This window comes from Paenibacillus sp. JT22N1 (assembly GCF_059692155.1).
This window is the reverse complement of sequence record NZ_JCAUAW010000002.1, coordinates 577,699-592,089: the sequence shown is the minus strand read 5'-3', so window position 1 is coordinate 592,089 and position 14,391 is coordinate 577,699. Positions and strand designations below refer to the sequence as shown.

Sequence of the window (14,391 nt, the reverse complement as noted above, 5' to 3'; positions counted from 1 at the left end):
TCTTCACACCTCTCTCATATCGGGAGGCTTATTTGTCAGCGCTTATTCTTCATGGCTATCTAGATGCTCTAGAAGAAGAGCTGTATCAGAACGAAGTCTGGAAAGCTCCGTTCCAGGTGCGTATTCAAGAATCAACTGGCAATCGCGCGCTGAACGCAGCACCTTATAAATGGGTTCCCATTCTATTGAGCCTTCTCCGATGGGAAGATGCTCGTCGGAACTCCCAAAATTATCATGAAGATGAACGGAACCAAGCCTAGGGGCTACCTTCTGGAGCAAGGCTGGAATATTCCAGCCATTAAGGTGGGCATGCCCAGTGTCTACCAAATAGACAGCCGCAGATTCCAGCTGCTGGACGAACTGCACATACTCATCCTCCGTAAATAGCGAATGACCGTTATATCCAACATTCTCGATAGCTAATTGAATCCCGAGAGGAGAAGCTATCCGGCATAGCCTATTTACTGCCTCCTCAGCTTGAGCGATTGCGTTTTGTTTATTGAAAGCCGGTGAAAAGCAAAACCCCGGATGAATCACGACATGCTTGGCCCCTATACGGTGGGCAAATAAGATCGATTTGCGGTATTCATCGAATGAAGCATCACGTATTGCTTTATTTTCACTGGTTAGATTCGTATCCCAAGCAGGAGGATGCACGCTATAAGAAACGCCGGCATGCAGGAGGTAGGGGACAGTTCTGTCCATGGTTCCTTCTATATCGTTCCACGCCCCTCCATCAAGCAGAAGCTCAATATGCTTCGCCCCTTCTCTAATCAGCGCTTCCACATTTTCTTCCACTGGCTTCCCTAGTAACAACAAATCGGAATAACTGATCGTCCACTCCATTGAAACGCCCCCCATTCTTTGATTGTGACAACGAGATTGTCTACAACAAGATTATCCTACTTCCGAACGGGTCAGCTGGCAATTGACGATTTTTTAGATGGTTTACATTCGTTTTGATTTCCGATACTCACCGGGCGGAATGCCGGTTATTTTCTTAAACATTCGTATAAAAGAAGTGACGTTCTGATAACCGATCTGAAGCCCGATTTCCTGTACACTAAGAGTATGCTCGGTAAGCAACTCCTTCGCTTTGCGAATTCGGATAGCATTTAAGTGCTCACTGAAGTTGGTGCCCGTTTTCTCTTTAATGTACACCGACAAGTAGGCAACGGATAAATTCAGTTTATCTGCAAGCAGTTCAAGTGACAGATCCTCCGCATACCGATTCTCTACATAGTCCAAGATGAACGAGATGGTTGGATCTTGTTCATCTTTGATGGATAAGATGATTGTGGCGGATGTGAGAAAAAGATGCTCATAGAACTGTTTGAACTGGTCCAACGTATAGCATTCTTTCATAAGTGCCATATGGCGCTGCTGCATGGAGGATTCTGCATCGACTCCATAGGGTGCTAATATTTTCACAACCCTTGCTATTATTCCTGCGGCCAGTTGCTTCAGCTGCTGGATGCTTGCTTCCTTTCGATCGAATTGTTCGAGCATCCGATTCAAGAATGAAATACAAAACTCATGGTTGCCTGCCTGCAGGTTTGCGTACAGCTCTTGCTCTTGCTGAACGGTGAATACCAGTTGAGGCGGTACATGGCGACGTTCCCGAATGACTTGACTTTCATCTACGGGCCTGGCTCGCTGAGCCATCTCCTGAACTTCGAGATAGGCATCATTAAACTGGCTGGAATGCTCGTAAACCGAGCTGATTGCAATAGTGGCAAGAAAATAATCTTTATCCCGGTCGAGTATCATTTTCAACATCCCCAGTCCTTGCTCCAACTCTTCCCCCACATCTTTACCTCTAATTAGAGATAAAATTTGATTATTTTCGATTTGAAAGGTATGGGAGGAGGGGACAGCTTCGGACATGACCACATTAATATATTCCTGAATATAGTAAGCCATACGATCGGTTTTCATCTGACTGTTCTCAACCGATAGCATCTTAAAGTGGAGCTGATACAATACGATGAAGAACGGTTCGTTCATTTCGGCGATATCCTTCCAGTCGTTAATGTCGGACATAATAGCTTTCAATTTATTGATATAACCAAAGCTAGTCAGAAGAGATCGTTTGTCGATTAGATCCTTGAGGGTAGCCTCCTTCTCCAGCATCAAATCCCGGATGTTCTGATGGATCAAGTCAAACTCGTGAATGGTGCTTTTCAACTTGCCCGAATCCCTGCGTAAAAGCAAAGTTACCATATCTTTGACAGGTCGATTAATTTTGCGGCTGAAGAACACGGAAGCAACGAGGCCGATGATGATCGCAGCGCCAGAGATCAAGATCAGTGTAAGTGTGGTAGTCCTGACTCTTGTCGCGATATTGGAATAAGGAACAGCTGTTACATAGGTGAGACTAGAGTCGGCAGGCGTTTCTCTAAAAAAGTAATAATCGCTGGATAAGATGTAATCTTCAGTTTCATTAAACTTGGGTATATCGGTTGCCGCCAGCCGACCAGAGGTGCTGTATAGAAGTGATCCATCCTTCTCTAAGATCATGAACTGCCGGTTGTCCTCCTCGCCATAATAGGCTTCTCGCATCAGATTGGCATCAAGCAAGGCAATCACCTGATAATTGGAGGCCGGCACCCGAAACGAAAATGGAATAAGCTGTAGATTTAATGCGGAATTCAGGGTAGACACCGTAAATGTCTCTTCGGCGTGCAGCCTGTAATTGCGGGAATCACGCAAATTATTTTCCCAGAATGAGAGCGGGTAATCTTCGCTCACGTAGAATTTCGAGAAAAGCATGTCCGCTTCGACGCTGCCTTCCTTTTCAAAAACGATCGATGGCGTGTTGAAATGAATCAACACATTATGGAGATAGAGCATCGGATTATACGCCTGGGCCCGCAGTGGCTTCATAAATTCCGTCGCAGAGGAAAACTCGATATCTAACGGACTCTTCCTAAGAAGTTGACGGTTGAAAGCAACCACATATTCATCTGAATAAAGATCAAACAGTATAGTCTTCATTCGCTCAAAATGAGTTTGATACCGCTCTGCGGTATTCTTAAGCATCAAGCGGTTGTACTGAATAATCTCTTTCTGTACGCCTTTACCGAATAAATGGACGGACAGCAGGTTAAATGAGGAAAACAGTAAAATAATGACAAGAAAGCTAATGAATATTTTAAAAACGAGCATTTGTCGGTTAAAGATAGGCCATTTCAATGAGAGTGCTCCTTTTCAAGTGAGGTTCTATCTTTATTTGGTTGTATTTATTCTACATGAATATGGTCTTGTAAATAAGATACTTTTTTTTATGTAGTTATCATTATTTTGGGTGGGCCATGATTTAGCCAAGGAACATAAGAACTGTATATACCTATTTCCTCAGAGCCATGCTACGATCTGAATTGAAAAAACGAAAGCGGGTGAGAATTTGTCGAACCAATCTTCTATGTCAACAGCAGAAATGAATGTAAGTACCCGAAAAAAAAGTTCGGCAACGGTGAGGCGAATCAAAAAAAACTGGGATTTGTACTTACTTATTTTACCTGTCATGGCCTTCTTTATTATATTCGAGTATGTGCCGATGTACGGTGTGCAGATTGCATTCAAAGACTTTATCGCAACCAAGGGGATAACGGGAAGCCAATGGGTCGGTTTCAAACACTTTGAGCGCTTTTTTGAAAGCTACTATTTTTGGCGATTACTCAAAAATACGCTCGGCATCGGAGTGTACCAGTTACTAATTGGCTTCCCGGTACCGATCGCGCTTGCGCTCTTAATCAACGAGCTGCGATCTAAGAGGATTAGCCGTTTCGTACAAACCGTTACCTATGCACCTCACTTTTTGTCCACGGTCGTTATGGTAGGAATGATCTTCATTTTCCTCTCGCCTCAAACGGGAATCGTGAATGGACTGATCACCTGGTTTAGGGGAGCACCCATCGATTTTCTGACGGAGCCGGCGTGGTTTAAAAGTATATATGTTAGCTCGGGTGTATGGCAGCAAATGGGCTGGAGCTCCATCATCTATCTGGCTGCTTTAACCGGTATCGATCCACAGCTTCACGAAGCGGCAAGGGTGGACGGAGCGAGCCGCTGGCAGCGCATCTGGCATGTCAATTTACCAGGCATTATACCTACGATCATCATTTTGCTCATCCTGAATATGGGTTCCTTGCTCAGTGTTGGCTTCGAGAAGGTGTACCTGATGCAGAATTCGCTCAATATGTCTTCATCTGACATTATCTCGACCCATGTATACCGCAAAGGGATCATCGATGGGCAATACAGTTATTCCGCAGCCGTCGGTCTGTTCAATTCAATCGTCAATTTCACTTTACTTGTAATTGTCAATCGAATGGCCCGTAAAGTAAACGGCACAAGCTTATGGTAGGAGGTCAGGAAGATGCAGCAGCAATTCAACAGTGAGAAATTATTCGACTGGTTCGTCCATGCATTATTGGCGCTTATATGCGTCGTTGTGTTATATCCGTTAGTGTTCGTTCTGGCGGCATCCATTAGCAGTCCTGACACGGTCATGCGAGGTGAGGTTTGGCTTTGGCCGAAACAAATTACGTTAATTGGATATTATAGAGTTTTTCAAAACAGTGAAATTTTAACTGGTTATACGAACACGATTATTTATACCATAGTCGGGACCGCCATAAATCTGGTTATGTCGATCGCAGCAGCTTTTCCTCTTTCACGAAGAGATTTTTACGGACGTAATCTTTTTGCTGCTTTGATGGTATTTACGATGTTTTTCAGCGGGGGCATGATTCCGTCCTATCTATTGGTCAAAGATTTGGGGATGCTGAACTCGATGTGGGCGCTTATTATTCCGGGAGCCGTATCCGTTTATAATATTTTAATCATGCAAACTTTTTTTCAAAACGGTATTCCGCAAGAGATGCAAGAAGCCGCTTCGATTGATGGTTGTTCGAATATAGGCACGCTTGTGAAAATTGTGCTGCCGCTATCGATGCCAATTATAGCGGTCATGATCCTATTTTACAGTGTAGGACATTGGAATTCCTATTTCAGCGCCCTCATTTATTTGACCGATCGTGATCAATACCCATTGCAGCTGTTCTTGCGCGAAATTCTGATTCAGGGACAAATGCAGGAGATGCTGGGAGTTGGCGACGATACGAATGCTAATGTCGTAATGGAAAGTGAAGCCATCAAGTATGCACTGGTCATCGTTGCTAATTTGCCAATATTTCTGTTGTACCCATTTCTTCAAAAATATTTTGCCAAGGGCGTTATGATCGGTGCGATCAAAGGATAAGGGCTCTTGTAAGAGCTTGCATGCTGCGCTTTATAAGTTTAGCTATTAAGGTAATACCTTTTAGCCATAGATGTAAAGGAAAATAAGGGAGGTAGAAAAATTAATGAAAAGTAAGAGTTGGTTATCGTTAACTATAGTAGCTGTCATGACCGGAAGCCTATTGTCGGCTTGTAGTGAAGAGAAAGGTACAGCGGAAAGTTCGACCAGTCCAACTGCCAATACGAAGGACGTTGCCAACTTCAACAAAACAGGCATGCCGATCGTAAAAGAGCCAATTTCACTGACCTTTTTCACGGGCAAAGCTCCTACCAATGGCAATAACTTTGAAGAAACACTCGTATGGAAAGAATATGCGAAAATGACGAATGTTAACGTCAAATTCCAGCTCGTTCCTTTTGAAAATTTAAACGAAAAACGTAACCTTGTGTTAGCTGGCGGTGATTATCCAGACGCTTTTTATTCCTCAAGAGTATCTTCTGCAGATTTAGCGAAATATGGCGCTCAGGGGACCTTTGTCAAATTGAACGGCCTGATTGACAATTATGCACCTAACTTCAAGAAACTGATGGAGAAATACCCAGACTTGAAAAAAGGGCTGACTATGCCTGATGGCGGTATCTATTCATTCCCTTCCTTTTATAGTCCTGACTTCCTTCCGATGCTCATCGGAACCCCGCTTTGGGTCAAGCAGGAATGGCTAGAGAAGCTCAAAATGAAGGAACCAACGACAACCGAGGAGTTTTATCAATATTTGAAGGCAGTCAAAAATACCGATTTGAATGGGAATGGTCAGGCGGACGAAGTTCCTTACGCTGGAGAGGGCATCAATCCGCTTATTGAACAAATAAGAGGTGCATGGGACTTCGGTAACCGTGGATTGGGCCACAAATTCGTAGATGTCGATTCTAAATCGAATGAACTGCGCTTCTTCCGAACAGATCCGAAATACAAAGAGGTCATCGAGTACGTGCGCAAGCTATATGCAGAAGGCCTAATCGATAAGGAAATCTTCACGGTTAAACCGGCTGCCTTGTACGCTAAAGGCGGGAAGGGAGTCTTTGGCTCAACGATCAATCCTAATCCGATGACCCAGATGAGCCAGCCGGGCTATTATGGGCTTGGCGCATTAAAGGGGCCGCACGGCGATCAATTGTTTACTCAAATTAAGGTGCCTATCGTATGGCCTGGATCATTTGTTGTCACAGACAAAAATAAGAACCCTGAAGCCACGATCCGCTGGATCGACCATTTATACGGCGAAGAAGGAGCAACGTTTTATTTCATGGGCATTGAAGGACAAACCTATAAAAAGGCTGCGGATGGCAAGCTGGAATTCGTAGAAGAAATTACGAAAAATCCGAACGGATTGACCATGGATCAGGCATTAGCGAAATATATTACTTGGCTCGGAGGAAGCTACCCAGGCTATGTGCAGGAAAAATATTTCAAAGGCTCCGAGACATTGCCAGAATCGATGGCTGTAGGGAAGAAAGCGGAACAACACAAAGTCAAAGAGCTATGGAATGCATTCAACTTTACACAGGAAGAAACCGAGTTCAGATCGACCGTTGGAAACGATATCCAAAATTATATCAGTGAGATGGAAGCGAAGTTTATTTCCGGTTCCGCACCGATGTCAGAGTGGGATAAATACGTTTCTACCGTTGATAAAATGGGTGTTGGTGAATATATGAAAATCTACAAGCAAGCGTACGATCGTTACAAGAAGTAAATTAGCGATGCTAGCAGATTCTAGGGAGGGCGCTAGTCGCCCTCCTGCTTATCCTTCAGAATGGGAAGGGGATGAGATCATGTTCTTGAAGCACTGGACCGCTGTTGCAAAGCTAGTGTGCATTGCGGTCATTTCCTTGCTTTTTACAGCCTGCACGGATACCAAGCCCCAGGCGACTCCAGTCGCCTTGACAATTCAGAGCCCGCAGACAGTGCCAAGTGTACGAACGGAGCAAATATTTGATAAGGAAGCTGGTAAAGGACAACTGACCATCCGTTATTTTTATTTGGATGGAGATAATTTGATGGGTGACAGCTTTTTGATTGTTTCTCCGGATGGCAAGACGATGCTGGTAGACGCTGGACTGCCGGAAGTCGGACCGCAAGTGGTGAATTATTTAAATAAGCTTGGAATTGATTCACTAGACATCGCACTGAACACCCACCCGCATATTGATCATATCGGGGGATTTGCCACCGTGGCGAAGGAGAAGCCAATCAAGTCTTTTTATATGGTGAATTTGCCGTATACCAAATCGTCCGCCTACAACAATGCCATGGCCCCTCTTGAAGCAAAGCAAGTTCCTATAAAAACGCTTGAGGAGGGCGATGTATTCCAACTGGGTGAGCATGTGCGATTCGAGGTGCTCAGTCCACCCAAGGGAACGTTGCCCGAAGCGGTGAAGACATTTTCTGCTCCGGAAATTAACGATTATTCCATGGTGCTTAAGATGACTTATGGTGAACGTACTTTTTTGTTTACCGCTGATATCTACAAGCACCGGGAAATTGAGCTTACCTCTTCCCCCTGGAAAGAGAAGCTGAAGTCAGACATGATGGATATTCCTCATCACGGCAGCGAATCAACCTCCTCGTCGGAGGCATTCCTGCAGGCCGTTTCCCCGCAGATCGTCATCATGAGTCAAAACCTGTTCCAAAGCCCGAACCTGCTGGAGCGCTTGGAGAAAAAAGGCGCGAAGGTCTACTCCACCGGGATGCACGGCAATATTATGCTTCGTTCCGATGGTAAGACGATGAACGTAACGACGGAAAAAGATTGGTTAAGGAGGAATCATTGATGTCAAAACAGGAACAGGAACATGTGGAACAACCAACACGCCAAATTAGCAGAAGAAAATTACTTGCCTCGTTGGGATTGACAAGTATGGCCCTTGCGACCGGTACTAGCTTATTCCAATCTACTTCCGGTGTTTCTGCCACATCGGTAACTGAAGAGGTCTACGGTCGGAAAAGCCATCCTATCTTTACGACGGAAACAGTTTCAATGAAAAATGTTCGTGATTACGGTGCTGTCGGGGACGGCTCAACCGATGATACTGCCGCAATTCAGAACGCATTGAATCAAGCGCTTCAAGGGACGGGCTCGCATGTTCACATTCCTAAAGGGACCTACAAAGTCACGGACACACTGCGGATCTACCGTCATACACGTCTGACATTAGATGCAGATGCCAAAATTCTACGCTGCCATGATCATTCATTTTTAGTAAATGGAGATAACGGCCCTGGCTTCCAAGGCTACGAAGGGAATGGAGATTTATGGATAGAAGGCGGTATTTGGGAAGGGAACATCCTCCAGTATCCTGATACCTATAATGGGTTTGGCCTGGCAAGAGGCAGGAACATCATAATCCGCAACATCGAAATGCGAGATGTCGTTACCGCTCACGGTGTCGATATGAACGCTTGCGAAAACGTCGTAATTGAGAATTGTCGGTTCCTTGGATATCGGGATAGTACGCCAGATCATTCCAGAGATTATGCGGAAGCGATTCAATTAGCCAATCATACGCAGGAAGGTTTTAGCCAAATGGGAGCCTTCGACGGAACCCCATGCCGCAACATTACTGTCCGAAGCTGCTATTTCGGGGCAAGCGGCACACCAGGGACACAAGCATGGCCTGCGGGTGTAGGTAATCATTACGCCGTTTATGACCTTTATAACTCGAATATCAAAGTAGTTGACAATACCTTCGAAGGTATGACTTTTGCTGGGGTACGCAGCTTCAAGTTCGCTGAGCTGTTTATCTCGAACAACTTGTTCCTCAATTGCAACAGGGGCGTTATGCTGTCTAATCCGGCGGGAAATACCAATTCGTCCAAAGATGCTGCTGGTAACCAAACCGGTCTACCGCAATCCAGTAAAAATATTGTAATTTCCGGTAATATATTTAAGGGGACGCAGCTCGAAACGATTTATTGCGTAGGGTGGCCCAAAACGGCTTTAATACATGCCAAAGTGGAGTCGGTTATCATCGAGGGCAATGTGTTCGCGCAGGGATCGTCCAGCAAGAATTGCATCAACCTGCGATGGGTGCATCATGTGAGCATTACCGGCAACTTGTTCCGCAACCAATATCGTGGAATCTGGATATCTTACGTAACCAAAGCAAGTATCAGTCATAACGTCTTTCAGGACATCAATACGGAGGCTATATTCTCCGAAGAACCAGACGCAGATTACAAAAACCGCGGACTCACGGCCGACATTCAGGTACTTCATAATCAGATCGATCGCTGCGGCAGGACCGGTATTTATATTCAAAGCATGGAGAAGTTCCAAATTATTGGAAATATCATTAATTCCCCGGCAACTGAAACTAACAATACGCGAAGTGGCATCCTTGTTGCGAATTCAGCTAAAAAAGGGAAGGTCGCAGGTAACCATATTACTAAAGCTTTGACCGGCAACCAAAACCAATATGGCATAAGCGTTACCGCTACTTGCAGCGATGTGCAGGTCGCTGACAACATGGCCGAAGGCATGACGGCCGCTGTGTCTGTTCAAGGTTCCACGAACTTTGACGGAATGTATTTACATAGTCCGAACGGAATGCGGTATAAGATGACCATTGGTAACGATGGCGTTATGATGGTTAGCCCCGCATAAGCAATCTTATTTTCATGTGGCATTAATGAATCAAGCTTATAATAAAAGTCGACCCCCTTTAAAATATAAAACTTAGACCCTCAGCCCGTTGCTGTGGGTCCTTTTTTTGCTATTCAGCTACGAACGGGCAGGATAGCGGGGTTAACTGTTGAATATTGTTGGTATGATTTCCGCTGCGGCGACTTCGGAAGTTTTCGGATGGGAAGTGAACCTAATATGATTCCGTTTCGTTATAAGGCTCGATGCCATGCCATTTTGAATAAATATCTTTCAGGGGAATCTATTGATTACCGACAGGTCATATCGCTGCTTCTCCCGATCCTCATCGACCAGGCCTTCCTCGTCGGCTTAAGCTTGGTGAACACCGCGATGATCAGTTCGTCGGGGGTGGCGGCGATCAGTGCAGTAAGTATGGTCGATTCGCTCAATCTCTTCCTGGTTAATATCTTTGTCGCTTTGGCGACAGGAGGCACGGTGGTGGTGGCGCAGTACAAGGGCAGCGGGAATGATAAGATGTTATCCAAGGCTGCGGCGGCTTCGATTTCCGCGGTGACTCTGGTTGCGGTGACGCTCAGCCTGGTCGTCCTCCTATTTTATCATCCAATCCTGAGGTTACTCTTTGGTACGGCGGATCCGGAGGTGTTTGACTATGCCGGTACTTACCTTGTGGGAAGCGCTTTATCTTATCTCGGGATCGCGTTCAAGGAAGCGGTCAGCGGAGCGCTGAGGGGGATCGGTAGGACTAGAGTGACATTGGGGTTGTCCCTAATCCTGAACCTTTCTTACGTATTGCTGAACGTCTTGTTCGTCCATTTTATGGAAATGGGAGTTCTAGGTTTGAGCGTGGCCGTGAATATTTCCCGTTATTTGGCAGCGGCATGCGCATTGTTCTACCTGCTCCGTATGGATGACAGCCTGCGAATTCACATTAAGGAATTGATGAACTGGAACTTTTCCATGTTTAAGAAAATCATGTTCATCGGGCTGCCGTTCGCTGCGGAGCAGCTGTTCTTTAACGGGGGGAAAATGTTAACCCAAATCTACATCGTCAGTCTAGGCACTTACGCGATTGCAACTAACGCCATCAGTTCCGTACTCGCTATGCTTTTACAAATTCCCGCCATCGCATTGTCTACAGCACTAGTCACTGTGGTAGGGCAATGCATAGGGAGGGGTAATATTCAGGATGCCCGCAAATTTACGAGGTCGTTTCTGTGGCTGGCGTCTGGCTCCCTTCTGGTGACGGGGCTTATATTGATCCCGTTCTTTAAGCCTCTGGTTAGTCTGTTCCGCCCACCAGCCGAAATCATGGATGATCTGTATCTCATCATGCTGGTCAATATGTTAGCCCAAATCCCTCTATGGTCGATCAGTTTTTTGCTGCCGGGCGCGTTGCGAGCAGCGGGGGATTCTCGGTTCACCTCCATCGCTTCGATGCTGACCATGTGGTTGTTTCGGGTTGTGCTCGGTTATGTGTTTGGTATCACGCTAAACTACGGTGTGTTCGGGGTGTGGGCGGCTATGCAATTGGAGTGGGGAGTGCGCGGTGCGATCTTCTTGTGGCGTTATCGCGGGGAGCGGTGGTACAGGCACCGCCTGGTAGAGCCCACGAGCGGGAAGTAATATGGGAATATAGACCATTAAACCTGAGAAGCACCGATGTCCTTAAAAAAAAGCACAAATATCATTTACAAGAGGCTACCGACAAGATCGGTAGCCTTTTAACCTAGCGGGCAGATTAACTCAAGAGCTTATTGGAATATGGTGGATAATACTTTGTGCGTATTGGATACATAAAAAAGCGTTTACAAGGGAACGTATGTACTCTATAATTTTTATATGGATAAAAATTCCATGAAGAACAAGCAAGTGCCAACCCCACACCAAAATAAGGAGAATAACCACTCATGATTATCGAAACTAAAATCATCGAAAAACCTGCCTTCAGCGTTGTTGGCATTACCGAATCGATTCATTTTGATATGTCTGTGCCACCGTCCGAGAACGCCATTGCCAAGCTGTGGGGCGAATTCAGTAAGCGCATTCCAGAAGTTCCTAGCCAGCTCGGCTGGCGAAGCTTCGGACTCATGTTGCAAAATCCTGACAACGCGCCCGGGGAGCCGTTCAATTATACAGCCGCTGTGCAAATCTCTCAGGACGGTGACATACCCGAGGGCATGACGCGCATCGAAGTACCGGCTGCGCGTTATATTGTGCTGACGCATCGGGGTCCTCTTGATGGTATTGGTGATGCCTTTGGGCATTTTTGGGGACATTGGCTACCGAACAGTCCTTACGAATACGACGGTGGTTTCCGCACTGGTAAATATGAATTCGAGTTTTATGATCAGCGTTATACGCAGCCGGATGATCCAAACTCCGAGATAGACTTGTATTTCCCTATTCGTACGAAATAAACCGAGACCACCTTAACCTTTGAAGCTACTGAAGTATATCTCTGCCACATAGGCAGAGATATGCTTTTTTTCGATATATAAGACTTTTCCCCTGTATTATTGTCCTTCACTCCTGTTTTCGTACCCAGCGATTTCCGATAAGCTAAATCATGGAAGCACTTTCTTAGTCGGGTGCAGCCAGAGGCATGATAGGAGGATAAAGAGATGGAGATGGTGACCGCTAAGATCACCGAAACAAAAGAAAAGCCACTGCTGAAGCATACAAGGAGGTTATGGAAATATAGGCTGTTATATGTTCTACTGCTGCCCGCTGTTGGTTGGGTTCTCATTTTTGACTATCTCCCGCTCTATGGCATCAGCATTGCGTTTATGGATTACAACGCTATTCAGGGATTCTCCGGCAGCGAATGGGTCGGATTCAAATATTTCCGGATGTTATTTGAATCAGAAATGTTCCTTAATGCATTCAAGAATACACTGCTTATTAGCTTGTACAAAATGATCAGCGGTTTTCTTTGCCCGATCCTGTTAGCGCTTGCATTAAATGAAGTTAGAGTTGCATGGTTCAAAAAGTCACTTCAAACGGCCGTCTACCTGCCGAGATTCGTGTCTTGGGTCGTCTACGGGGGGATCATCACACTGCTCCTTTCACCAGAAACAGGAGTCATTAATAAAATCATCGAATTCTTCGGTGGCGATCCTGCTTATCTGCTCGTCGAACCTGCTTATTTCCGAACGATTCTTGTCGTTACGGATGCCATGAAAGAGATGGGCTGGGCAGCGATCATCTACATTGCCGCCATCGCTGGGCTTAATCCGGAAGTGTACGAAGCGGCTATTATGGATGGGGCCTCACGCTTTGGGCGAATTATTCACATTACTTTGCCAGGAATTATGGGAACCATCATCGTTATCTTCATCCTGAGGGTCGGTTATATCATGAGCGCTGGGTTGGACCAGGTGATCAACTTGTACAATCCGATGGTCTTTGAGGTCGGAGATATTCTGGATACGTACATTTACCGTGTAGGCATCGAGCAGTTCAGTCTCAGTCTTGCCGCTGCGGCTGACGTCATCAAGGGCGCAATCGGACTTGTGATGATGCTGGTTGCCAATCAGTTCGCCAAACGAATCAATGATTCCGGCATTTTCTGAGAAAGGGAAGAGAACCGATGAAGCTTACAACAGGCGAGAAGGCCTTTGTCTCCACCAACTATGTCGTTCTAACCATATTGACGATTATCATTGTCATTCCATTCTGGTATGTTATTTCCGTATCCATTACACCGTACCATATTTTCAGCGAGAAAAATGGATTGATTCTGTTTCCGAGTTCCTTCAGTTTGGAGTATTATAAATACTTGCTGCAGGAAGGCTCGCTTATTTACTCTGCGTACGGCAATACGATTCGCAATACAGCGGGTGGGGTCTTGCTTGCACTGTTCCTTACGATAACAGCGTCTTATTCGCTCGCTGAGAAAAAGCTGCCCGGTCGGCGGATGATTATGCTCTTCTTTGTGTTCACAATGCTGTTTAAGGGTGGAATGATTCCAACTTATATCACCATGAAACAGTTGGGACTACTAGACACAAATTATGTGCTGATTTTGGTGATGGCCTTCAGTGCTTTTAACATGATCATTATGAAATCATTTTTCGAAGGCATCCCCGACAGCTTGCGGGAATCTGCTTCGATCGATGGAGCATCCGAGTTCAGGGTCCTCTGGCAGATTGTTCTGCCCTTATCCAAACCGGTTATTGCGACAATCGGACTCCTTTATCTAGTCGTCTATTGGAATGATTTCTTCAACGCGATGCTCTATGTAACCGATTGGCACAAAGCACCTGTGCAGCTCGTACTCCGCACGATTATTGCCAGTTCCAGCCTCCCACCGGAGCTGCTTGAAGCGGCAGGCTCAACGCCTCCGCCTACGATAGGCATTCAAATGGCTGCTATTATCATTGTCGCCCTGCCGATGCTCATTATTTACCCGTTCATTCAAAAGCATTTTGAGCAAGGCATGTTGATCGGCTCGGTGAAAGGTTAGAGTGAACATATAAAAGAT

The 14,391-nt window shown here is 45.6% G+C and carries 11 protein-coding genes; 9 read left to right on the top strand and 2 right to left on the bottom strand.

Annotation, left to right across the window (positions count from 1 at the left end; genetic code table 11):
* Positions 1-42 precede the first annotated feature (42 nt).
* Positions 43-846: a sugar phosphate isomerase/epimerase family protein gene (locus AC58UU_RS06055; protein WP_497313905.1), complete on the bottom strand. Its 804-nt coding sequence runs from the start codon at positions 844-846 to the stop codon at positions 43-45.
* A 102-nt stretch (positions 847-948) separates the two neighbouring features.
* The gene (locus tag AC58UU_RS06050; RefSeq protein ID WP_497313903.1) at positions 949-3,195 is read right to left on the bottom strand and encodes a helix-turn-helix domain-containing protein; all 2,247 of its coding nucleotides are present in this window, start codon (positions 3,193-3,195) and stop codon (positions 949-951) included.
* A gap of 244 nt (positions 3,196-3,439) precedes the next feature.
* Between AC58UU_RS06050 and AC58UU_RS06045 the strand changes: the two genes are divergently transcribed.
* From AC58UU_RS06045 to AC58UU_RS06005, 9 genes are all read left to right on the top strand, one after another.
* Positions 3,440-4,369 carry an ABC transporter permease gene (locus AC58UU_RS06045; protein WP_497314016.1) on the top strand — a complete coding sequence of 310 codons (930 nt, stop codon included), beginning with the start codon at positions 3,440-3,442 and terminating at the stop codon, positions 4,367-4,369.
* A 12-nt stretch (positions 4,370-4,381) separates the two neighbouring features.
* The gene (locus tag AC58UU_RS06040) at positions 4,382-5,266 is read left to right on the top strand and encodes a carbohydrate ABC transporter permease (protein ID WP_497313901.1); all 885 of its coding nucleotides are present in this window, start codon (positions 4,382-4,384) and stop codon (positions 5,264-5,266) included.
* Positions 5,267-5,369: 103 nt separating this feature from the next.
* Positions 5,370-6,998 carry a type 2 periplasmic-binding domain-containing protein gene (locus AC58UU_RS06035; RefSeq protein WP_497313899.1) on the top strand — a complete coding sequence of 543 codons (1,629 nt, stop codon included), beginning with the start codon at positions 5,370-5,372 and terminating at the stop codon, positions 6,996-6,998.
* A 79-nt stretch (positions 6,999-7,077) separates the two neighbouring features.
* A complete protein-coding gene (locus AC58UU_RS06030; RefSeq protein WP_497313897.1) occupies positions 7,078-8,076 on the top strand; it encodes a ComEC/Rec2 family competence protein in 999 nt (332 codons plus the stop codon).
* Positions 8,076-9,908 (top strand): right-handed parallel beta-helix repeat-containing protein, encoded by a 1,833-nt coding sequence (locus AC58UU_RS06025; RefSeq protein WP_497313895.1) that lies wholly within the window; start codon positions 8,076-8,078, stop codon positions 9,906-9,908. The genes AC58UU_RS06030 and AC58UU_RS06025 overlap by 1 nt, the downstream gene beginning before the upstream one ends.
* Before the next feature lie 216 nt (positions 9,909-10,124).
* Positions 10,125-11,531: an MATE family efflux transporter gene (locus tag AC58UU_RS06020; protein WP_497313893.1), complete on the top strand. Its 1,407-nt coding sequence runs from the start codon at positions 10,125-10,127 to the stop codon at positions 11,529-11,531.
* A gap of 284 nt (positions 11,532-11,815) precedes the next feature.
* The gene (locus AC58UU_RS06015; RefSeq protein WP_497313891.1) at positions 11,816-12,325 is read left to right on the top strand and encodes a GyrI-like domain-containing protein; all 510 of its coding nucleotides are present in this window, start codon (positions 11,816-11,818) and stop codon (positions 12,323-12,325) included.
* Between the two features lie 204 nt (positions 12,326-12,529).
* Complete coding sequence (locus AC58UU_RS06010; RefSeq protein ID WP_497313889.1) at positions 12,530-13,480, top strand: ABC transporter permease; 951 nt, start codon at positions 12,530-12,532, stop codon at positions 13,478-13,480.
* 17 nt (positions 13,481-13,497) lie between these two features.
* Positions 13,498-14,373, top strand: coding sequence for a carbohydrate ABC transporter permease (locus tag AC58UU_RS06005; RefSeq protein ID WP_497313887.1), 876 nt, complete (start codon positions 13,498-13,500; stop codon positions 14,371-14,373).
* The last annotated feature ends 18 nt before the right edge of the window (positions 14,374-14,391 follow it).